This is a genomic window from Pseudomonas sp. P9_31, from assembly GCF_034008235.1.
Lineage (GTDB): Bacteria > Pseudomonadota > Gammaproteobacteria > Pseudomonadales > Pseudomonadaceae > Aquipseudomonas.
The window spans coordinates 5,590,384-5,612,976 of record NZ_CP125375.1; the positions used below are offsets into that span (position 1 = coordinate 5,590,384).

Annotated in this window: 20 protein-coding genes; 16 read left to right on the forward strand and 4 right to left on the reverse strand. The window is 61.9% G+C overall.

The genetic code is table 11. The features are described 5' to 3' along the window. Positions 1-543 precede the first annotated feature (543 nt). Genes cobJ through cobG form a run of 4 tightly spaced genes read right to left on the reverse strand, consistent with a single transcriptional unit; the run spans position 544 to position 4,919 of the window. Positions 544-2,247: a precorrin-3B C(17)-methyltransferase gene (cobJ, locus tag QMK51_RS25265; protein WP_320392377.1), complete on the reverse strand. Its 1,704-nt coding sequence runs from the start codon at positions 2,245-2,247 to the stop codon at positions 544-546. Next, positions 2,247-2,978, reverse strand: coding sequence for a precorrin-2 C(20)-methyltransferase (locus QMK51_RS25270; protein ID WP_258700795.1), 732 nt, complete (start codon positions 2,976-2,978; stop codon positions 2,247-2,249). Before QMK51_RS25270 ends, cobJ begins: the two co-directional genes overlap by 1 nt. After that, positions 2,978-3,604 carry a precorrin-8X methylmutase gene (locus QMK51_RS25275; protein ID WP_007937188.1) on the reverse strand — a complete coding sequence of 209 codons (627 nt, stop codon included), beginning with the start codon at positions 3,602-3,604 and terminating at the stop codon, positions 2,978-2,980. The genes QMK51_RS25270 and QMK51_RS25275 overlap by 1 nt, the downstream gene beginning before the upstream one ends. Then, complete coding sequence (gene cobG / locus QMK51_RS25280) at positions 3,597-4,919, reverse strand: precorrin-3B synthase (RefSeq protein ID WP_320392378.1); 1,323 nt, start codon at positions 4,917-4,919, stop codon at positions 3,597-3,599. Before cobG ends, QMK51_RS25275 begins: the two co-directional genes overlap by 8 nt. 144 nt (positions 4,920-5,063) lie before the next feature. On the opposite strand from cobG, the gene cbiE reads away from it, so the two are divergent. The 16 genes from cbiE (at position 5,064) to urtD (ending at position 22,576) form a co-directional block, all read left to right on the forward strand. Beyond that, on the forward strand, positions 5,064-6,275 hold the full coding sequence (gene cbiE, locus QMK51_RS25285) for a precorrin-6y C5,15-methyltransferase (decarboxylating) subunit CbiE (RefSeq protein ID WP_320392379.1): 1,212 nt from the start codon (positions 5,064-5,066) through the stop codon (positions 6,273-6,275). Further along, positions 6,268-7,365: a cobalt-precorrin-5B (C(1))-methyltransferase gene (locus QMK51_RS25290; protein WP_320392380.1), complete on the forward strand. Its 1,098-nt coding sequence runs from the start codon at positions 6,268-6,270 to the stop codon at positions 7,363-7,365. Before cbiE ends, QMK51_RS25290 begins: the two co-directional genes overlap by 8 nt. After that, positions 7,362-8,096: a cobalt-precorrin-6A reductase gene (locus QMK51_RS25295; RefSeq protein ID WP_320392381.1), complete on the forward strand. Its 735-nt coding sequence runs from the start codon at positions 7,362-7,364 to the stop codon at positions 8,094-8,096. Before QMK51_RS25290 ends, QMK51_RS25295 begins: the two co-directional genes overlap by 4 nt. A 270-nt stretch (positions 8,097-8,366) precedes the next feature. After that, positions 8,367-8,765 carry a DUF2946 domain-containing protein gene (locus QMK51_RS25300; RefSeq protein ID WP_223483948.1) on the forward strand — a complete coding sequence of 133 codons (399 nt, stop codon included), beginning with the start codon at positions 8,367-8,369 and terminating at the stop codon, positions 8,763-8,765. A 48-nt stretch (positions 8,766-8,813) separates the two neighbouring features. Then, positions 8,814-9,293: a copper chaperone PCu(A)C gene (locus QMK51_RS25305; RefSeq protein WP_320392382.1), complete on the forward strand. Its 480-nt coding sequence runs from the start codon at positions 8,814-8,816 to the stop codon at positions 9,291-9,293. A gap of 21 nt (positions 9,294-9,314) precedes the next feature. Beyond that, on the forward strand, positions 9,315-9,752 hold the full coding sequence (locus QMK51_RS25310; protein ID WP_258697758.1) for a DUF2946 domain-containing protein: 438 nt from the start codon (positions 9,315-9,317) through the stop codon (positions 9,750-9,752). Positions 9,753-9,836: 84 nt separating this feature from the next. Beyond that, positions 9,837-11,954, forward strand: coding sequence for a TonB-dependent copper receptor (locus QMK51_RS25315; protein ID WP_320392383.1), 2,118 nt, complete (start codon positions 9,837-9,839; stop codon positions 11,952-11,954). 127 nt (positions 11,955-12,081) lie between these two features. Then, on the forward strand, positions 12,082-13,461 hold the full coding sequence (locus QMK51_RS25320; protein ID WP_320392384.1) for a PepSY domain-containing protein: 1,380 nt from the start codon (positions 12,082-12,084) through the stop codon (positions 13,459-13,461). Between the two features lie 221 nt (positions 13,462-13,682). Next, on the forward strand, positions 13,683-14,471 hold the full coding sequence (locus QMK51_RS25325) for an ABC transporter ATP-binding protein (RefSeq protein WP_320392385.1): 789 nt from the start codon (positions 13,683-13,685) through the stop codon (positions 14,469-14,471). Further along, positions 14,468-15,415 carry an ABC transporter substrate-binding protein gene (locus QMK51_RS25330; protein ID WP_320392386.1) on the forward strand — a complete coding sequence of 316 codons (948 nt, stop codon included), beginning with the start codon at positions 14,468-14,470 and terminating at the stop codon, positions 15,413-15,415. The genes QMK51_RS25325 and QMK51_RS25330 overlap by 4 nt, the downstream gene beginning before the upstream one ends. Beyond that, a complete protein-coding gene (locus tag QMK51_RS25335) occupies positions 15,412-16,422 on the forward strand; it encodes an iron ABC transporter permease (RefSeq protein ID WP_320392387.1) in 1,011 nt (336 codons plus the stop codon). The genes QMK51_RS25330 and QMK51_RS25335 overlap by 4 nt, the downstream gene beginning before the upstream one ends. Positions 16,423-16,939: 517 nt before the next feature. Further along, a complete protein-coding gene (locus QMK51_RS25340; protein ID WP_320392388.1) occupies positions 16,940-17,311 on the forward strand; it encodes a DUF6124 family protein in 372 nt (123 codons plus the stop codon). Between the two features lie 385 nt (positions 17,312-17,696). Next, the gene (urtA, locus tag QMK51_RS25345; RefSeq protein WP_258697766.1) at positions 17,697-18,962 is read left to right on the forward strand and encodes an urea ABC transporter substrate-binding protein; all 1,266 of its coding nucleotides are present in this window, start codon (positions 17,697-17,699) and stop codon (positions 18,960-18,962) included. A gap of 166 nt (positions 18,963-19,128) precedes the next feature. Next, positions 19,129-20,631 (forward strand): urea ABC transporter permease subunit UrtB, encoded by a 1,503-nt coding sequence (gene urtB, locus QMK51_RS25350; protein WP_320392389.1) that lies wholly within the window; start codon positions 19,129-19,131, stop codon positions 20,629-20,631. Next, complete coding sequence (urtC, locus tag QMK51_RS25355; protein ID WP_320392390.1) at positions 20,631-21,710, forward strand: urea ABC transporter permease subunit UrtC; 1,080 nt, start codon at positions 20,631-20,633, stop codon at positions 21,708-21,710. Before urtB ends, urtC begins: the two co-directional genes overlap by 1 nt. Continuing rightward, the gene (gene urtD / locus QMK51_RS25360) at positions 21,707-22,576 is read left to right on the forward strand and encodes an urea ABC transporter ATP-binding protein UrtD (protein ID WP_258697769.1); all 870 of its coding nucleotides are present in this window, start codon (positions 21,707-21,709) and stop codon (positions 22,574-22,576) included. Before urtC ends, urtD begins: the two co-directional genes overlap by 4 nt. The last annotated feature ends 17 nt before the right edge of the window (positions 22,577-22,593 follow it).

A 22,593-nucleotide genomic window follows, 5' to 3' on the forward strand; every position in this document is an offset into this window, starting at 1 on the left:
TTAGACATTCATGATCCCACACCCACGTTCAGGCACTCGCACACTCCACTGATTTGCAATAAGTACAAAAAAGCGTCGCCATTCCTAGACGAGCATCGAGAACACCAACAGATTCAACATTGAGCAAAACGTTACATAAGCTTTATAAAATCAACCAATATCAAAAACACAAAAGCAAAACTAACCCACCACTTGAACATTGCTCAAGCAACAAGAAATTCAATTAATTACGAAGCCAATATCACATTCAATGTTACAGATTTATGCACACTAACTCGTGGAGTGGCGACCTATACACTAGAGCCGCGAAAAACCCTTTATAAGCCTGACCTCATAACAATCATCTTAAGTAATGAGTTGTCACGCCTTGAAAAACACCGACATCAAAGTAAAACTTCCTACAACGCAGGATCAAAGTTCTTCCTGGACAGACAACCCAATCCCACTCAAATGACCGAACAGGCTTACGCCCACAAATGCCGTAACAATCGGGGAAATAGCGGGATTCAGGTGATGAAGGCGGCCCGAACGGGCCGCCAGGGTTCAGCAGAGGGGTTTGCTGCCATACCAGCGCGGTGTGTATACCCAGTCACCCCCTTCGGCGCGGGGGAACACGCAGGTGGTGGACGAGCCGATCAGCACCATGGTGCGCATGTCCACTTGCTCCGGTGTGAGCGCACCGAGTGTGGTCACCCGCAGCGTCTGGCCGGGCCGCCCGATATCACGGCCCAGAACCACCGGGGTTTCAGGCGTACGGTGCTGTGCGACGATTTCCAGAGCACGGCCCAACTGCCACGGCCGCGAACGGGAAATCGGGTTATAGAAGGCCAGCGCCAGATCCGCTTCCGCAGCCAGATCCAGGCGCTTCTCGATGATCGACCATGGCTTGAGGTTGTCCGACAGCGACATCACGCAGAAGTCATGCCCCAGCGGCGCACCGGCCTGAGCGGCGGTCGCGAGGGAAGCGGAAACCCCCGGCAGAATCTCCAGATCGACGTTGTGCCAGGCCGGATCGCTCGACTCGTGCAACGCCTCAAGCACCGCTGCCGCCATGGCGAACACACCCGGGTCGCCGGACGACACCACGATCACCGAACGGCCCTGAGCCGCCAGTTCGAAGGCGTGACGGGCACGCTGCATCTCCTCGCGGTTGTCGGTGCAATGCTGCACCTGATCGGAGCGGAAGGGACCGGCCATGCGCACATAGGTTTCGTAACCCAGAACGTCGGTGGCCCGCGCCAGTTCGGCCTTCACGACAGGCACCATCAATTCGGCCGCGCCCGGTCCGAGACCGATCACCGCCAGACGCCCGCGCGGGCGGCCAATCTGTGTCACGTCCAATGGCTGCGCGGCGACGGCGATGGCCAGGCACTGCGCCACCGCAATGATCGTTGCATCGGGCACCGCGCTGCGCGCCAACTCACCGCCATCGGCTGCCGCCGCAACGAAGCGCAGTGGCACACCGAGCTCCAGCGCCGCTTCACGCAATGCCGCACTGGCGATCAAATCATCAGCCGCCACCAGGCACGCCAACGCTTGCACTGCCACTTTCGCCTGCTGCAATGCCGCGCGAACCCTGTTCGGCAGATCAGCCACTTCGGCACTCACCGCCACCGCGACGCTGCGCGGATAAATCAGCAGTTCGTTGGCGCTCGCCTCACGCTCGGCAGTGCCGACATGGATCGAACGCTGCGCCTGCGGATCTTCCGGCAGTTGCGCCTGATCCAACCACGGCGCCCCTCCTTCGATACGCACGCTGTGCCCGGCGAGCAGGTCAGAGACGAAACGCTTGCCCAGCTCCAGATCGCCGAGGGCATAACCGCTGGGCGGATTGAGCAGGCAGGTGCCAAAGCGCAATTCACCACTGGTGGTGATCGCCGCAGCGACCTGCAACCCGGCAGCGATCTCTCGCGCCATGACATTCACCCCGCCGAGGCCGCCAAGCAGCGGCACCACCGCGCTACCGTCTTCAGCCACGGCCAGCACCGGTGGCTCGGCCCCCTTCTCCAGCAGCAACGGTGCCAGGGTACGAATCACAATCCCCGCCGCGCAGAGGGCGATGATCGGCGTGTCCTGTTGATAAAGCTCGCGCAGGGTTGCGCCGAACTCGTGATAAACACGGTCAGCGCCTTCCACCCGTGCGGCCAGTCCATGGATCAGTGCGCCGGGGTATAGCTGCGCAATCTTGCGTGCGGTCGCGAGGCTGCCATTGCCGAGAATGACAATCGCCGGAGCGGAATGGGCCATCAGCCTTGCCACCTTTCACCGGGAACGATGATCAGCGAGAAATACGGCGAAGACATCGGCTCGACCTGATCCAGCGGCACGATTTTCTGGTTGGCCATGGTCGCGCGCTCCACGTACAGCGCGCGCTCCGCCAGACCGAGCTCTTCCAGCACCTGACGGACCTTGGGGAAGTTGCGCCCCAGTTTCATGATCACCGCCGCATCGGCATCGGCCAGTCGCCGCTTGAGGTCTTCGTGGGGCAACACACCCGACAACACCGACAGGCTCTGGTTGCGATACACCAACGGCGCACCGAGTACCGACGCGCCGCCGAGCATCGAGCAGACACCCGGCACGACTTCGGCTTCATAGCGTTCGGCCAGACGATCGTGCAGGTACATGTAAGAGCCGTAGAAGAACGGATCGCCTTCGCAGATCACCGCCACGTCACGGCCCGCATCCAGATGCGCGGCGATTTCTTCGCCGGCGGCATCGTAGAAATCGCTGATCACTTGTTCGTACGACAACGGCGCCGGCAGCGCTTCGGTGGTCACCGGGTAAACCAGCGGCAGCAGGGTTTGTGCGTCCTGCAGATGCGCTTCGATGATGCCGAACGCATTGCCCTTCTTGCCCTTGGCGACGAAGTACGCCACCACCGGTGATTCGCGCAGCAGGCGCAAGGCTTTGACGGTAATCAGTTCCGGATCACCGGGGCCGACACCCAGGCCAATCAAACGTCCAGGTTGCTGCATCATTCGATCTCCGTGGCGAGGGCGTTGACGGCGGCGGCGGCCATGGCACTACCACCCAGCCGGCCTTGCATGATGACGAAAGGAACGCCACGGCTGTCCGCCGCGAGCATCGCCTTGGATTCGGCGGCGCCGACGAAGCCCACCGGGAAGCCGAGGATCAGCGCCGGTTTCGGGGCACCGGCGTCGAGCATTTCCAGCAGATAAAACAGCGCGGTCGGCGCATTGCCGATCACCACCACACTGCCTTCCAGGTGCGGGCGCCACAGTTCCAGCGCGGCGGCGGAACGGGTATTGCCCAACTCGCGGGCAAGCTCCGGGACGCTGTCGTCGCGCAGGGTGCAGATCACTGGGTTATTGGCAGGCAAACGCGCGCGGGTCACGCCTTCGCTGACCATCCGCGCGTCGCACAGAATCGGCGCGCCAGCGGCCAGTGCATCGCGCCCGGCCTTGCCGGCGCCTTCGGAAAACTGCAGACCGTCGATGGCCTCGACCATGCCGCAAGCGTGGATCACTCGCACCGCGAGTTTCTCCAGGTCGGCCGGAATGCGCGCGAGGTTGGCCTCGGCACGAATGATCGCGAAGGAGTTGCGATAGATCTCCTGACCGTCGCGGATGTAATCAAGCATCAAAGGAACTCCGTGAGCGGGCGTCGAGCAAGGCCGCGACCGCTTCAATAGTAAGGTTGCGTGCGTGCAGCGCGCCGAAACCCGGCTGCGCTGCATCGCGAAAATAGAGGTCGTAGTGACCGGGTGAGACGGCCAGCAAAGTCACTGGCGTGACGTGCGCCGCCGCGCAGGAACGCGCGCAGCCAGACAGATGCACATCAAAGACTTGGCCGTGACGTTGCAGCAACGCCGCCAGTTGCAGGGCATCACCCTTGGTGTCGGACAGGCCTTTGCCGCAACCCGCCGAACCGGTGCAGGCGATCAGATGCGCCAAGGCATCGTCTGCCGAACAGCGCAGGCCCAAACTTTCCAGGCTGTGGATAACTTGAGCGGCGTCGTCTTCGTGGATATCTGGCAGCAGCAGGCTTTGCCAAGGTGTGAAGCGCAGACTGCCATCGCCCCGTTCACGGGCCAGTTGTGCCGCGCCCCGAAGCATGGCGGGATCGAGCCGGCCCAGAGGCGGCGTCGCGCCGACATAGACACGACCGGTTTCACGCTGAGGATGAGCGCCTATGTGCAGAACACGAGAGTGCAGAACGCTTGAGTTCGTAACGCGCGGCTCGTTCACGATGGACAGTAGCGGCACACGTTTGGCCACTTGAGCGACAAACCCGGCCACCGGGTATTCGGCCAGCAGATGACGCATGCGCGTCTGATCGGGACGCGCCAGATCGAGGAACAACTCAAGCACCGCGATCACCAACGCATGGCCGTCCTCCAGTCGTACCGCGCCCGACGGAGTCTGGGTCGGGCAACCCGCCAGACCGAAGGCCAGCACGCACTCACCCTCTTGCTCAACGGCGCTCAACCACAGGTCGTGAGGATGTTCGAGCATCGCCAGGCTTTCGCCGCCATCGAGTTGCACGGCAAATTTGGCGCTCAACTGGTGAAAACGCTCATGGCTTTGCAGGCTGGTGAGGGTCTGTTCGGCCAGCGGGCGCGTATCGAGCAACATCTGCTGGTCGATCCCGGCGGTCGGGCTAAGCATCAAATTGCGAACATCGTCGCCCGCCGCGGTACGCGGGCCCAATCCTGCGGCGAGCAGGCTGTCGATCAAGGCCGCCTGCTCGCTGCCAATCCCGCGAATCTGCAGGTTGGCGCGGTTGGTCGCCTCGATCACGCCCCCGGCAAAGCGTTCGGCCGCACTGGCCACCGCCTCAGCCTGAACCGCGCTGATCGAGCCGCCATTCAATTTGATCCGACAGATACCGCCATCCAGTGCCGGGACAATACGCAGCAACCCCGGGCAGGCCGAGGGGCGTAAGGCGGTGGACATCGGGCGTTCGTTCAAAGGGGCGACCGGCTGTGTGGGAAAGGCGCTTCGCGGGCGAAGGCGCGGTATTATGCCTGCTTTGTCCGACGGCATGAAAAGCCTGCCCGTCGGAACAGTCCGTTTGTGGACTTTTTTTGAGGACGGCAGATGTCACCCTGGCTGACAGTAGTAGGTATCGGTGAAGACGGCTTCAAGGGCCTGGGCAAGAACGCCCGTCGCGCCCTGCTGGGCGCCTCGCGGATCTTCGGCGGCCAGCGGCAACTGGATTTATTGCCGGTGTGCATTCGCGGCGAGCGGCAGCTCTGGCCCAGCCCGTTTTCCCTTGAACCATTGCTGGCACAGCGTGGCGAGCCGGTTTGTGTGCTGGCCAGCGGCGACCCGATGTTCTTTGGCGTGGGCGCCAGCCTTGCGCGGCAAGTGCCCGCCGAACAGATGCTGATTCTGCCAGCGCCCTCTTCTTGCTCCCTCGCGGCAGCGCGAATGGGCTGGCCGTTGCAGGACGTGGTGACGCTTTCGGTAGTCGCCCGCCCCGTCGCCGCGCTCAACGCCCATGTGTTCAGTGGTGTGCGCTTGCTGGTGTTGAGCAACGACGGTCAGAGTCCGGCGGCCATCGCGGCGTTGCTGCGCGAGCGCGGTTTCGGGCCGAGTCGCCTCACCGTGCTGGAACATCTGGGCGGCGAAGCCGAACGACGCATCGAAGGTGTCGCCAACGATTGGACTGACCCGGCGATCGCCGACCTGAACCTGATCGCCGTCGAATGCATCGCTGAAACGAACACCCCGCGCCTGTCCCGATTGGCCGGCCTGCCGGACTCAGCCTTCCAGCATGACGGCCAACTGACCAAACGCGATGTGCGCGCCATCACCCTTGCACGCCTTGCTCCGACACCCGGCGAACTGCTGTGGGATGTCGGCGCTGGCAGCGGTTCGATCGGCATCGAATGGATGCGCGCTCATCCGAGTTGCCGGGCGCTGGCGATCGAAGCTGATGAAGGGCGGCAGTTGTTGATCGAACACAACCGCGATGCCTTGGGCGTCCCCGGTCTGCAACTGATTCGCGGCAGCGCGCCGCAAGCCTTGGCCGGGCTAGAACGCCCGGACGCGATTTTCATCGGCGGCGGCGTCACCCGCGAAGGCGTGCTCGACACTTGCTGGGCGCAACTCAAACCCGGTGGCCGGTTGATCGCCAACGCCGTCACCCTGCAAAGCGAAGTGACCCTGATGGCCTGGCGCGAACGGCATGGCGGTGAGCTGACCCGCATTCACGTCGCTCAGGCGCAACCGCTGGGCGAGTTCGACACCTGGCGTCAGGCGCTGCCCATTACCTTGCTGGACGTGACGAAACCCCTCGATGCGTGACGAAACCGCCGAACAACCCGCCCCGCTGCGCAGCGGCTTGACCACCGGCAGCTGCGCCACCGCCACCAGCCTCGCGGCCGCCCGCCTGCTGCTCGGCGGCGTGGAAGCGGACGCCGTCGAGATCATTCTGCCCAAAGGCAAACGGGTGCAGATGCGCCTGGAATTCTGTCGGCTGATGGACGACGGCGCCGAAGCCGGAACGATCAAGGACGCCGGCGACGACCCGGACGTGACCCACGGCGCCCTGCTCTTTTCCCAGGTCCGCCTGCACCGCGAGCCGGGCATCCGCTTCAGCGCCGGCCGTGGCGTGGGCACCGTCACCCGGCCCGGCTTGGTGCTGGGCGTCGGCGAACCGGCGATCAACCCGGTGCCGCGCAAGATGATCAGCGAGCACCTGACGCGGCTGGCCGAGGAGCTGGATTACCAGGGCGGTTTCGAGGTCACGGTGAACGTCGAGGACGGCGAAGCCCTGGCGCTGAAAACCATGAACCCGCGACTGGGGATTCTCGGCGGCTTGTCGATCCTCGGCACCAGCGGCATCGTCCGGCCATTCTCCTGCGCGGCCTACATCGCCTCGATCCATCAAGGCATCGACGTGGCCAAAACCAACGGTTACCTGCACATCGCCGCGTGCACCGGCAACGCCAGCGAAGACACCATGCGCCGAGTCTACGACTTGCCGGAAATCGCCCTGATCGAAATGGGCGACTTCGTCGGCGCGGTGCTCAAGCATTTGCGCAAAGTGCCTGTGGATAAACTCAGCCTCTGCGGCGGCTTCGGCAAAATCAGCAAACTGGCGGCCGGGCACATGGATTTGCACAGTCGGCATTCAAGCATCGACCTGCCGCAACTGGCTGAATGGGCCGCGGCGGTCGGCGCCGATGAGGCGTTGCAACAAGCGATCCGCGACGCCAATACCAGTCAGCAGGCGTTGGCGATGGCCAGCGCCGCCGGGATCGCGCTCGGCGACGCGGTGTGTCAGCACGCCCTGGACTTTGCCCGCAGCGTGGTGCCGGCGCAGGTTCAGGTCGAAGTGTTCGCCATCGATCGCCAGGGCGGGATTGTCGGCCATGCGGGAGTTTTCCAATGAAGCGTGTGTTGTTGCTCGGTGGCGTGACTGAAGCATTGGCCATCGCCCGGACTCTGGGCCCGGAACACATTTACAGCCTGGCCGGTGTCGGTCGTGTACCGACGGATCTGAACTGTCAGGTTCGCGTCGGCGGCTATGGCGGCGCTGAAGGTCTGGCGCAATTCATCCGGGATGAAGGCATTGACCTGCTGCTGGATGCGACCCATCCCTATGCAGCGCAAATCAGCCAGAACGCCGCCACCGCCGCGCAATTGTGCGGCATCGCCTGCTGGGCCCTGCGGCGTCCGGCCTGGCAACCACAAGCCGGGGATGACTGGCGCGAAGTCAGCGACTGGGCCGAACTGATCGAAGCGCTCAACCCCTTCCGCCGACCGCTGTTCACCCTCGGACGCGAACCATTGCAGCACCTGCACGAAATCCCGCCGGAGCAATTCTGGACATTGCGTGCGCTGGACGTTTATCCCGGGAATGAGCGCTGCGAAGTGATCGGCGCGCGTGGGCCGTTTCTGATCGAGGATGAACGCGAACTGTTCGAGCGTCGGCAGATCGACGTGCTGATCAGCAAAAACAGCGGCAGCACCGCCACCGAGCCGAAACTGGAAGTGGCGCGGGAACGTGGCGTGCCGGTGCTGGTATTGAAGCGGCCGGTGTTGCCGGGGGTTGAGCGGGAGTTTGAGGGGATAGCCGAGATCCTGGCAGCGCTAGCGAAACGCAATCTAACGGACGCGTAAATAATTGTGGCGAGGGAGCTTGCTCCCGTTGGGCCGCGAAGCGGCCCCCCTATCTCAAAAAAGAAAGGGACCGCTGCGCAGTCCAACGGGAGCAAGCTCCCTCGCCACAGGATTGTGGATTAGCCTCAACTCATCCGGCATTTCCAATCGATACCGCTACACTCGTTTGAAGTCTGCTGCGACACCACACCGCACGCGGCCTTTTTACTTATCGCCCCTGATCAGGCTAAATAGCCGCGCCTGATTGCCCACTCAACCGGATCTGTCCTCATGTCCCGACAACGGCTTGCATTTGCCTGGATCGCCTGCTTTGCAGTGCTGTTCAACATGCTCGCCATGCCGATGTCCGGAGCGATGGCGCAGACGGCGAAATCGCCTGCCGAGCAGTTGTTGTGGGGCAGTTTCTGTTCTTCCAGCGGCACGAAGCTGGTGGCGATTTCCCTCGGCGCTATCGAGCAGAAAGCTCCGCAGAGCGACGACCATTCCAACATGCAACATTGCTGGTGTTGCTCGGGTTCCGCACCGTTAGTGGCGCTACCGGGGCATGCTCCGCAATTGTATTTCGCGCGATTCGAGGCCAATCGAAGCCTGCCGCCTGCCACGCTCGACACACCGACACCGCGCCAGCAATGGCCCAGTCTCAACCCCCGCGCGTCCCCTCTGGTGTGATTCCTTCTCGCAATTGACCTGCGTTTTGAATCGTTCTGGAGAACTGCCATGTTGAACAAACTCATCGTTCTGGCTGCGTTGCTGCTGCCTGCCTGTTTTGCCAATGCCCACGAATACAAGGCTGGCGAGCTTGAGATCGCCGATCCGTGGTCACAAGAGTTGCCGCCCAATGCGCCCACCGTCGCGGCGTATTTCGTGATTCACAACAGCGGCAAAATCGCTGACCGGCTGCTCAGCGTCGGATCGCCGATATCCGGCAAGGCCGAGTTGCACGAACATGTGATGCAAAACGATCTGATGAAAATGCAGCAAGTGCCCAGCGTCGAGATTCCGGCTGGCGGCGAAGCCACCTTCGCGCCGATGGCGTATCACGTGATGCTGCTGGAGCTGAAAGACCGCAGCCTGTTGAGCGACGGCAAGCGCTTTCCGCTGACGATGCACTTCGAGAAGTCTGGCGATGTGACGGTCGAGGTCACGGTGCAGAAAGAGGCACCAGACGGCATGCAAGAGCATATGCACGCTCAGTAATCGCCCGCGTTGAAATCGCCCATGCGCCCGCTTGGCGCCAGGTCATCCGTGCAACGTCGTCAGTCAATGAGCCTGACGCGTGGCAGCTGGATCAGCCTGTTCGCCATGCTGATGATCTTTATCGGTCCGCTGATTTCTCAGTCGATGCCGATGGATTCGCGCGCCTCGATGTCCTTGAGCATGTCGATGGACATGCCCATGGACATGTCGGCCATGGAGCATGGCGCGCAACCCGCCGCCGAGCACTGCCCACCCAAAGCCGACCATCACGCGCTCTGGGAAAAATGCGGCTATTGCAGCCTGCTGTTCAATTGCCCGGCGCTCACTGGCGGCCAGTCCTTCGTCGCCTTCAACAATCCACAGACAACCACCTTCACCACACCCTTCACCCGCCTGGGCCACGCCCGGCAAACCTTCTTCCCCGGCGCCCGCACCCGCGCGCCGCCCATCGTCGCGTAAACACCCACCTCCGCTCTCACACGGTTTAGAAGACAGCCGCAGGCTGCCGGCCGTGTCGTTTACGACTGTTCGATGGAAATTGTCATGTCCAGGTTTTCTGCTGACACACGTTTGGGCACTGCCCAGGCTTCTCTTGGCCTGAACCAATCCTGCGTTCGTTTCAGGCAGGCCACCGCCGTCCTTTGCGGCTTGCTGCTGACACCGATGGTGCTGGCCGATGAACACACAGGCCACACCGAAGAACTGAGCCCGACGGTGATCACTGCCATCGCGCCAAGTTCGCCGCTGACCATCGTCACCAACCCCAAGGACCCGCGCCAACCGGTGCCGGCCAGCGACGGTGGCGATTATCTGAAGACCATCCCCGGTTTCGCGCTGGTACGCAACGGCGGCACCAACGGCGATCCGGTGCTGCGCGGCATGTTCGGCTCGCGCCTGAATATCCTCACCAACGGCAGCATGATGCTCGGCGCCTGCCCCGGCCGCATGGACGCGCCAACCTCGTACATTTCACCGGAAACCTACGACAAACTGACCGTCATCAAAGGCCCGCAAACCGTGCTCTGGGGGCCCGGCGCATCGGCTGGCACCATCCTGTTCGACCGCGAGCCGGAAAGCTTCGGCGAACTCGGCACCCGGGTGAACGCCAGCGTGCTGGCCGGTTCCAACGGCCGCTTCGACAAAGTGGTGGACGCCGCTGCCGGCGGGCCGCTGGGTTACGTGCGGGTGATCGGCAACACCGCGCATTCCAACGACTACAAGGACGGCGACAACGACACCGTGCCTTCGCGCTATGACAAGTGGAACGGCGACGTTGCTGTCGGCTGGACCCCGAGCACCGACACGCTGCTGGAGCTGACTGCCGGCAAAGGCGATGGCGAAGCCCGTTACGCCGGGCGCGGCATGGACGGTTCGCAGTTCTTGCGCGAAAGCCTGGGCCTGCGCTTCGAACAATCAAACATCGGTGAGGTACTGGATAAAGTCGAGGCGCAGGTCTACTACAACTACGCTGACCACGTGATGGACAACTACACCCTGCGCACACCGTCCGGCACCGGGATGATGGCCGGCCCCATGGCCTCTAACGTCGACCGTCGAACCCTCGGTGCGCGAATCAAAGCCACTTGGCGCTGGGCCGATGTGCAACTGATCAGTGGCCTGGATGCACAGAACAACGAACACCGCCAACGCAGCGCCATGGGCGTCGACACTTACAAGGATGTGCCACGCAACAAGGACGCCGACTTCCACAATTACGGCGTGTTCAGCGAACTGACCTGGTACGCCGCCGACCGTGATCGGCTGATCACCGGTGCACGACTGGATCGCGCCTCGGCCAAGGATTACCGGCAGACCATCGGCTCCGGGATGATGGCCCGCTCGAACCCAACGGCCGACGACACCCGCGCCGATACGCTGCCGAGCGGTTTCGTCCGTTACGAACATGACCTGGCCGACAGTCCGACCACGCTGTACGCGGGCCTCGGTCATGCCCAGCGCTTCCCGGATTACTGGGAGCTGTTTTCACCCAACTCAGGCCCTGCCGGTTCAGTGAATGCGTTCGACTCGATCAAACCGGAAAAAACCACCCAGTTCGACTTCGGCCTGCAATACAAGACCGAAGACCTCGAAGCCTGGGCCTCGGGTTACGTCGGCCAGGTGCGTGACTACATCCTGTTCAACTACACGCCCGGGATGATGGGCACCACCTCACAAGCCGAGAACATCGACGCGCGAATCATGGGCGGCGAACTCGGTGCGGCCTACAAGCTGACAGCCCACTGGAAAGCCGACGCGACCCTGGCCTACGCCTGGGGCAAGAACAGCAGCGACGGCACCGCCCTGCCGCAAATGCCGCCGCTGGATGCACGTTTCGGCCTGACCTACAGCGAAGACAACTGGAGCGCCGGCGCCCTGTGGCGGGTGGTCGCGGCGCAGAACCGCATCGACCAGAACAAGGGCAACGTGGTCGGCAAAGACTTCGACACAAGCTCGGGCTTTGGCGTGTTTTCGCTCAACGGCGCGTACCGGATCAACAAAAACTGGAAGGTCAGCAGTGGCGTCGACAATTTGTTTGGCAAGGCTTACGCCGAACACTTGAACCTGGCGGGCAACGCCGGTTTCGGCTTCCCGGCCAATGATCCGCAAGCCATCAACGAACCGGGGCGCACGCTCTGGACCAAGGTTGATATGAGCTTTTAAGAGCATCGCGAGCAGGCTCGCTCCCACATGGACAGTGTTGAATCTGTGGGAGCGAGCCTGCTCGCGATCGATTGCGCAGCAACCGCAACAAACAACTAAAAGATCCAAGCCTAGCGGAGCGTTCCTGATGAAACACCCCAAACCGAATTTCTACAACCTGGCCTGGCGCTGGCATTTCTATGCCGGCCTGTTCGTCGCACCCTTCATGGTCATGCTGGCCCTGACCGGCATCATCTACCTGTTCAAACCGCAACTCGATCCGTTGATGTACGGCAGCCTGCTGAACGTCCCGGCCGCTCATCACACAGTCACCGCCGACGACCTGCTAAAACGCGTGAAAGAGGCGTATCCACAAGACCGGATCAAGCAGTACCTGCCACCGGTCAACGCCGAGCGTAGTGCACAATTTGTGGTGATCAATGAAGGTCATGAACTGAACGTGTTCATCGATCCGTACCACGGCGACATCCTTGGCGAGCAAGACGCGAAGAAGAATCTGCAAGCGATTGCGCGCTCGATTCACAGCGAATTGATGATCGGCACTGTCGGGGATCGACTGGTGGAACTGGCCGCCGGTTGGGGCGTGGTGTTGGTGGTCTCCGGGGTATTTTTGTGGTGGCCGCGCGGCCAGTCCGCCGGGGTTCTCTGGCCGCGTTTGAACAGTCGTGGCCGCGTGCTCTGGCGTGATCTGCACGCGGTAACCGGGTTCTGGGGCGCGGCGTTCTTGCTGGTGATGCTGCTCAGTGGCATGACCTGGACCGGGTTCTGGGGCAAGCAATACGCCGACCTCTGGAACCGCTTTCCGGTCGCCATGTGGAATGACGTGCCCAAGTCCGACGTCGAAGCCCGCAGCCTCAACAGCGCCACGCGCCAGACCGTGCCCTGGGCCATGGAGAACACGCCGATGCCGATGTCCGGCGACCACGCTGAACACATGGCTCACACCGGCACACAGGCCGGTCCGGCGGCGCCGACCATCAGCCTGCAAGACGTGCAAAACATCGCCGTGCAACGCAAGGTCGAACCCGGCTACAGCATCACCTTCCCCACCACGGCCACCGGCGTGTTCACTATCGCGGTGTTCGCCGACGACCCGCGCAACGACGCCACCCTGCATATCGACCAATACACCGGCGACGTCCTCGCCGACGTGCGCTGGGAGCATTACAGCAACGTCGCCCGGGCCACGGAAGTCGGCGTGATGCTGCACGAAGGCAAGATGTTCGGCCCGTTCAATCAGATCATCGTGCTGCTGATCTGCCTGATGATTTTGCTCAGCGCCGTCAGCGGTGTGGTGATCTGGTGGAAGCGCCGCCCGCAGGGCAAATTCGGCGTGCCGCCGCTGCGTCATGATCTGCCGAAGTGGAAAACCGCGATGGTCATCATGTTCGGGCTGGCGGTGATGTTTCCGTTGGTGGGGGCTTCGTTGATTGTCGTGTGGGTAGTGGATCGGGTGCTGCTATCGCGTTTGAGCCAGCAAACTGAATCCACTTCAGCTTCGTCATGAAACAGGCGAGATGCGCGTACGCGCAAAGCCAATACAATGAGGGCCAGCAGTGGATCCTCGGCGAACCGCGATCGTTTTCCGTCACCGCGGAGTATCAGTTTTAAACCGTGTCGCACCCATCGCGAGCAGGCTCGCTCCCACAGGTTTTATGCGGTCCCTGTGGGAGCGAGCCTGCTCGCGATGGCGCCATCCGCAGCACCAAAAATCTCAAGAGAACACGCATGACCTCGCTGAACCTCACGAACCTCGCCTGGACACCCCTGGGCCACGGCCATTGCCATCACCAGTTCCAGCTGCGTGACGCATCGCTGCACGTGGCTGCCGGTGAGTTCGTCGGGTTGATCGGCCCCAACGGCAGCGGCAAAACCAGCCTGTTGCGTTGCGCCTATCGTTTCAGCAAACCGGAAAGCGGTGAGGTCAAACTCGACCATCACAACGTCTGGAAGCAATCCTCACGCTGGTGCGCGCAACGCATCGCCGTGGTGTTGCAGGAATTCCCCGATGCCTTCGGCCTGACCGTCGAGGAAGTGGTCGCCATGGGCCGCACACCGCACAAAGGCCTGTTCGATGGCGACACCCTTGAAGACCGAAAACTCGCGACCAACGCCCTCGAATCGGTCGGCCTCAAGGGCTTCGAAGACCACGCCTTCGCCACCCTTTCCGGCGGTGAAAAACAGCGTGTGATCCTCGCCCGCGCCCTGGCCCAGCAACCGCAATTGCTGATCCTCGACGAGCCGACCAATCACCTCGACCCGCGCTATCAGCTGGAGCTGTTACAACTGGTCAAACGCCTGCAAGTCGGCACGCTGGCGAGTATTCACGACCTCAATCTGGCAGCGGCTTTCTGCGATCGGCTGTACGTAATCAATCACGGTCACATTGTGGCCAGCGGCCCCCCCAAAGAAGTCCTGACCGCACAACTTTTGCACAACGTGTTCGGCGTCGACGCCCTGATCGATGACCATCCCTTGCACGGCTACCCACGAATCACCTGGATAACCCAACCATGACTTTGCGTTCCCTGTTTTGCGTCGCTCTGTTGCTGGGCAGCGCCCAAGCATTGGCCGAGGCCACCCATTACCCGCTGACCGTCCAGAGCTGCAACCGCGAAGTCACCTTCAAGGCAGCACCGAAACACGCGGTCAGCCATGACATCAACATGACCCAGATGATGCTCGCCCTCGGTCTCAAACCCAGGATGGCGGGGTATAGCGGCGTGACGGGCTGGAAGTCGGTGACGCCCGAGATGCAGACCATCCTCGATGGCTTGCCGGAGCTCGCGGCCAAGTACCCGTCGGTGGAAACCCTGCTCAACGCCAACGTCGATTTCTTCTTTGCCGGTTGGGATTACGGCATGCGCGTCGGCGGCGATCTCACGCCGCAAACCCTGCAACCGCTGGGCATCAACGTCTACGAACTCACCGAGTCCTGCGCCTTCGTCATGAAGCGCCCGCCGGCCAGTCTGGAAGACACTTACAACGACCTGCGCAACCTCGGGAAAATCTTCGACGTGCAGGACCGCGCCAACACCGTGATCACCCAAATGCAGGCGCAAGTCGCCGACATCCGCAAGGATCTGCCGACGGACAAACCTCGGGTGTTTCTCTACGACAGCGGTGAGGACCGGGCCATGACTTCCGGGCGCCTCGGCATGCCACAGGCGCTGATCGACGCCGCCGGTGGGCGCAACATTCTCGACGACGTCGAGGCGAGCTGGACCCGGGTGAATTGGGAGAACGTGGTCGAGCGCAATCCGCAGGTGATCGTGATCGTCGATTACGGCGAAGTCACCGCTGAGCAGAAGGAGCAATTCCTGCGCAGCAACCAGGCCCTGCAATCGGTGGACGCGATCAAGAACCAGCGCTTCATCGTCATACCGTACGTGCAGGCTACGCCCGGGATCGACAACGTGCTGGCGGTCGAAACCCTGGCCAAGGGTTTCCACGGCGAATGATCGATCGTCGCTATGCCTTGTTGCTGATCGCCCTCGGCGCGCTGTTGCTGGTGTCGTGTGTGGTATCGCTGGGCTTTGGTCCGGCGCGGGTGCCGGTGGAGGTGGTCTGGCGGATATTGCTGCACAAGTTTTTTGGTTTCGGTGTTCCGCACTGGACTGCCGGCCAGGAACACATCGTCTGGCTGATCCGCGTGCCACGCATGTTGCTCGGCGCGCTGGTGGGCGCCGGCCTGGCGTTGATTGGCGCGGTGCTGCAAGCGGTAACGCGCAATCCATTGGCTGATCCGCACCTGCTCGGCGTGACCTCCGGCGCGACCCTCGGCGCGGTGATCGTGGTGCTGCATGTCGGTGAAATTGTCGGGTTGCTGACCTTGCCGATTGCCGCGTTTCTCGGCGCGTTGTTGAGCATGTTGATCGTGCTGATGATCGCCAATCGTCATGGGCGACTGGACAGTGATCGGCTGCTGTTGTGCGGCGTGGCGGTGTCGTTCGTGATGATGGCGATCGCCAATTTGCTGTTGTTTCTCGGTGATCACCGCGCCAGTTCTGCGGTGATGTTCTGGATGCTTGGCGGGCTCGGGTTGGCGCGTTGGGAATTGCTCGCCGTACCCGCCGCGAGTGTGTTGCTCGGGCTGGTGTTGCTGCTGGGCATGGCCCGACCGTTGAATGCGTTGATGGCGGGTGAACAGACCGCCGTGACCCTCGGCCTGAATGCTCGCACCGTGCGGCTGCGGGTGTTTTTGATTGCCTCGTTGATGACCGGGGTGTTGGTATCGATCAGTGGGTCTATCGGGTTTGTCGGGCTGATGGTGCCGCACATTGCGCGGCGATTGGTTGGGGCAGAACATCGGCGATTGCTGCCGGTGTGCGTCTTGTTGGGCAGCCTGTTCCTCGTCTGGGTGGATGTGGCCGCACGTACCCTGATCGCCCCGGAAGACTTGCCCATCGGCGTCGCCACTGCGGCGATTGGCGGGTTGTTCTTCATCGGCCTGATGCGCCGCCGCTGACACACCACCGAACCTGTGGGAGCGAGCCTGCTCGCGATGGCGGCGGCACATCCAACATCACCGAGCCTGACAAACCGCTATCGCGAGCAGGCTCGCTCCCACAGGGGTTTGCGATTCTGCATACCCGGATGATCGTTCCCACGCTCCCGCGTGGGAACGCCGCCAGGGACGCTCCGCGTTCCGCTGTTGAATGTTTAACGGATGTGTCAAAACACGGAACTTTCCCACGCCTTTTTCAGGTTGTTCGTCGGACGCGAGGCCTCTAGTCTTGGGCTGTCGCTGAAAACTCAGCGATCGGGTGTGAGAGCCCGGAAGAGGTTTTAATCCATCGCCAGTACCACCATAATCGCCGACAGCTTATCCGCTGCCTGCAATGCTCTATGGCGGCTGTGTGCGGGCGGACTTCGGTCCGGCCGGGTTTGATCCTCTACCGGTTTCTCACTCCGCACATAGCTGCCACCACTCCGTCGCGTGAGAAACGACGAGTGATGGCTTCAACTGATTAGAGGACATTTCAATGAATAAGAAACTCGTACCAGACCCACCCTTCAATACCACCACCCCCAACGCCGAAGCCTCGCGCACCGAAGAATTACTCAAAGACCGCGAAGCCATAAAACGCGCCCTCGACTACTACCTCGATCCCCCGGCGCCCTACACCGAAAAACCCCGCCGCCCCAGCACCATGTTCATCGTCGCCCCGAATATGGACACCGAAAGCCTCCTGGCCCATGCCTGTGAATCGTTGGCCACAGCGAGTGTCCTGGCCAGCGATTCCGCCAACAACCTGATCGGACCGCTGCGTTATACGGTGTTGGCGATTCAGCAGAGCATCATGCTGGCGGAGCTGGCGGTGAACCGGGCGCTGGATAACGTCGACCCGGTGTAGACCGCGTTATCGCTCATCGCGAGCAGGCTCGCTCCCACAGGGATTATCGTCGTCCACAGATTCCGCGTACGACACACATCTACTGTGGGAGCGAGCCTGCTCGCGATGGCGGCGGCACATTCAATACTCTTGTGACTGACTCACCATCTTCGCGAGCAAGCTTCGCTCCTACAGGAGCCAGGCAATATCTGCGCCCCAATGTGGCGCACCTCTTCGCACCAACGCGCCAATCGCGATCCTTCATGGTGCGCCGCCCACACCGCGCAACCGCTCTAATACGACATTTCCTTGCCCTTCCCCGACCGGGCACAGCCCTTGCAAAACAGCCTTCAGTCGTCCGCATCTGCCAACCATAAAAAACGTTAACGTTCATGGAGATCGCACAATGAAGCGTCGCAGTTTGATCAAGGCTTTCACACTATCGGCAAGCATTGCCGCGATGGGCATGGCCTGGACGGTCCAGGCCGCCGAGACCATCAAGGTCGGTATTCTGCATTCGTTGTCCGGCACCATGGCGATCTCCGAAACCTCGCTCAAAGACATGGCGTTGATGACCATCGACGAAATCAACGCCAAGGGCGGCGTGAACGGCAAGATGCTTGAACCTGTAGTGGTTGACCCGGCATCGAACTGGCCGCTGTTCGCCGAGAAAGGCCGGCAGTTGCTGACCAAGGACAAGGTGGCGGTGGTGTTCGGTTGCTGGACGTCGGTGTCGCGTAAATCGGTGCTGCCGGTGTTCGAAGAGCTCAACGGCCTGCTGTTCTACCCGGTGCAATACGAAGGCGAAGAGATGTCGCCGAACGTGTTCTACACCGGCGCGGCACCCAACCAGCAAGCGATTCCGGCGGTGGAATACCTGATGAGCGAGGAAGGCGGCAGCGCCAAGCGCTACTTCCTGCTCGGCACCGACTACGTCTACCCGCGCACCACCAACAAGATTCTGCGCTCGTTCCTGCACTCCAAAGGTGTGGCGGACAAGGACATCGAAGAGGTCTACACCCCGTTCGGCCACAGCGATTACCAGACCATCGTGGCCAACATCAAAAAATTCTCCGCCGGTGGCAAGACAGCGGTCATCTCCACGGTCAACGGCGACTCCAACGTGCCGTTCTATAAGGAACTGGCCAACCAGGGCCTGAAAGCCACCGACGTTCCGGTCGTGGCGTTCTCCGTGGGCGAAGAAGAATTGCGCGGCATCGACACCAAGCCGCTGGTGGGCAACCTCGCGGCGTGGAACTACTTCGAGTCGGTCGAGAACCCGCAGAACAAGAAATTCGTCGCCGACTGGAAAGCCTACGCCAAGAAACACAACCTGCCGGGCGCCGACAAAGCGGTGACCAACGACCCGATGGAAGCCACCTACGTCGGCATCCACATGTGGGCGCAAGCGGCGGAGAAAGCCAAGTCCACCGACGTCGACAAAGTCCGCGAAGCCCTGGCCGGCCAGACCTTCGCCGCGCCGTCCGGTTACACCCTGACCATGGACAAGACCAACCACCACCTGCACAAGCCAGTGATGATCGGCGAGATCCAGGCCGACGGTCAGTTCAACGTGGTGTGGCAGACCGAAGGACCGATCCGCGCCCAACCGTGGAGCCCGTTCATTCAGGGTAATGACAAGAAGCCGGATTATGCGGTGAAGAGCAACTAAAGCCACTGGGTGTCGGGCTTCGGGCACCAAACCCGAGGCCGACACAAATCCCTGTGGGAGCGAGCCTGCTCGCGATGAGGCCATGACAGTCGACATTGATGGTGAATGTCAGACCGCTATCGCGAGCAGGCTCGCTCCCACATTTAGTCTGTGCAAGGCCATGCATATGCCCACCGCCCTTTACCGCTTGATCCTCGCCATCGCGCTGCTGTTACCGATGGCCACCCACGCCGGCGACGCCGAAGACTTCGTCGCAGCCAATCCCGTGCAGCAAGCAAAACTGCTGGAAGCCTGGGCCGCGCAACCCGATCCTGCTCGTATCGAACTGATCAACGCCCTGCAACAAGGCGAGTTGACCATCGATGGCCAGCCGAAAACCCTGCGCCTGAATAACCGCCTGCGCGGCCTGATCGACACCGCTTTGGCCAGCCACCAATTGCTCGCCGCCGACGCCAAAACCCGCTTGGCCGCCGCGCAGCAATTGCAGAAAAGCGCCAAACCCGCGCAGCTGAAATTCCTCGACCAGCAACTGGCTGGCGAAAAAGACGAAACCGTTCACGCCGCCCTGAGCCTGGCGCTGGCCAATCTGCAACTGGTCGACACCGACCCGGCCGTGCGCCTCGCCGCTGTGCGTTTGCTCGGTGAAACCGGCGACCCATTGGCCCGCACCCGCCTCGAAGGTTTGCTTGAACCCGGCGTCGAAGCCGATGCCAATGTGCGCACCGCCGCCGAAACCAGTCTGGCCCAGGTCAAACGCAAACTGCTGATCGGCGAGATGCTCGGCCAGGCCTTCAGCGGCATGTCCCTCGGTTCGATTCTGTTGCTGGCGGCCCTCGGGTTGGCGATCACTTTCGGCCTGCTCGGCGTGATCAACATGGCCCACGGCGAGATGCTGATGCTCGGCGCTTACTCGACGTACGTGGTGCAGCTGACGTTCCAGCGCTTCGCCCCGCAGGCCATCGAGTTCTATCCGCTGATCGCCCTGCCGGTGGCGTTTTTCGTCACTGCCGGGATCGGCATGGCGCTGGAACGCACGGTGATTCGTCATCTCTACGGCCGCCCGTTGGAAACCCTGCTCGCCACGTGGGGCATCAGCCTGATGCTGATTCAATTGGTGCGGCTGGTGTTCGGCGCGCAGAACGTCGAGGTGGCCAACCCGGCGTGGTTGTCGGGCGGGATTCAGGTGCTGCCGAACCTGGTGCTGCCGTACAACCGCATCGTGATCATCGCGTTCGCCTTGTTTGTGGTGGTGCTGACCTGGCTGCTGCTGAACAAGACGCGCCTGGGCCTGAACGTGCGCGCCGTCACCCAGAACCGCAACATGGCCGCCTGCTGCGGCGTGCCGACCGGACGCGTCGACATGCTCGCCTTCGGCCTCGGCTCGGGCATTGCTGGCCTCGGCGGCGTGGCGCTCAGCCAGATCGGCAACGTCGGCCCGGACCTCGGCCAGAGCTACATCATCGACTCATTCCTGGTGGTGGTGCTCGGCGGTGTCGGTCAACTGGCCGGTAGCGTGTTGGCGGCGTTTGGCCTGGGGATCGCCAACAAAATTCTCGAACCGCAGATCGGTGCGGTGCTGGGCAAAATCCTGATCCTCGCGCTGATCATTCTGTTCATCCAGAAGCGTCCGCAAGGCCTCTTCGCACTGAAAGGACGGGTGATCGACTGATGAATCAGCCTCTGATGCTCACGGCCACACAAAAGGCCGGCCCCAAAGTCACCCTCGCTGTTGGCGCGGTGATCCTTGTTTTGCTGCTGGCGTTGCCGCTGCTGTCGCTGTTATCGCCCATCAGTGTTTTTCACGTTTCGGCCTACACGCTGACACTGGTGGGCAAAATCCTTTGCTACGCCATCGTCGCCCTGGCGCTGGATCTGGTCTGGGGTTACGCCGGCCTTTTGTCGCTGGGTCACGGTCTGTTCTTCGCCCTCGGCGGTTACGCCATGGGCATGTACCTGATGCGCCAGGCTTCGGGTGACGGCTTGCCGGCGTTCATGACGTTCCTGTCGTGGACCGAGTTGCCGTGGTACTGGAGCGGCACCAGCAGTTTCCTCTGGGCCATGTGCCTGGTGGTATTGGCGCCGGGATTGCTGGCGCTGGTGTTCGGTTTCTTCGCCTTCCGCTCGCGGATCAAGGGCGTGTACTTCTCGATCATGACCCAGGCCCTGACCTTCGCCGGGATGTTGCTGTTTTTCCGCAACGAAACTGGCTTTGGCGGCAACAACGGCTTCACCAATTTCCGCACCATCCTCGGGTTCGGCATTACGGAACCGGGGACGCGTGCGGTGTTGTTTTTCGCCACGGTGCTGTTGCTGGTGGCAAGCCTGTTCATTGGCTGGCGTCTGGCGCAAAGCAAGTTTGGCCGAGTACTGACCGCGTTGCGCGATGCCGAAAACCGCCTGATGTTCTGCGGCTACGACCCACGTGGTTTCAAACTGTTCGTGTGGGTGTTGAGCGCGGTGCTATGCGGTTTGGCTGGCGCGCTGTATGTGCCGCAAGTCGGCATCATCAACCCGAGCGAAATGTCGCCGACCAACTCGATCGAGGCCGCCGTGTGGGTCGCCTTGGGTGGTCGCGGCACGCTGATCGGGCCGTTGCTTGGCGCCGGAGTGGTCAACGGCATGAAGAGCTGGTTCACCGTGGCATTCCCGGAATACTGGCTGTTCTTCCTCGGCGCGCTGTTCATCGTCGTGACGTTGTACCTGCCTAAAGGCGTGATCGGCCTGCTGAAAAAAAGAGGTGAACAATGAGAGTCACTGCGACGGCGGAATTCATGCTCGAACCGGCCTTTTTCCCCGTGGAGCCCAACAAGGACGCCGGCAGCAGCCGCGACGCCATCGGCCTCGGGCAACGCGTGGGCCCCGGCCTGAATACACGCCACGGCACCATCCTGACCCTGGAAGACATCAGCGTCAGCTTCGATGGTTTCAAGGCGCTGAACGATTTGAACCTGTACATCGGCGTCGGCGAATTGCGCTGCATCATCGGCCCCAATGGCGCGGGCAAGACCACGCTGATGGACGTGATCACCGGCAAGACCCGCCCCAGCCATGGCAAGGCCTGGTTCGGTGAAACACTCGACCTGACGCAGATGAGCGAAGTGCAGATCGCCCAGGCCGGCATCGGTCGCAAGTTTCAGAAACCGACAGTGTTCGAAGCGCTGAGCGTGTTCGAAAACCTGGAGCTGGCGCAGAAAACCGACAAGTCGGTGTGGGCCAGCCTGCGGGCACGTCTGAGCGGCGAACAAACAGATCGCATCAGCGAGGTGCTGGAGACCATTCGCCTGACCGCTTCGGTCAATCGCCCGGCGGGTTTGTTGTCCCACGGTCAGAAGCAGTTTCTGGAAATCGGCATGTTACTGATGCAAGACCCGCAACTGCTGTTGCTCGACGAGCCGGTGGCAGGCATGACCGACGCCGAAACCGAATTCACCGCCGAGCTGTTCAAAAGCCTGGCCGGCAAGCATTCGCTGATGGTGGTCGAACACGACATGGGCTTCGTCGGCTCGATCGCCGACCACGTCACCGTGTTGCACCAGGGCAGCGTGCTGGCCGAAGGGTCGCTGGAACAGGTTCAGGACAATGAGCGGGTGATCGAGGTGTACCTCGGCCGGTAGATTGCGAACACATGATC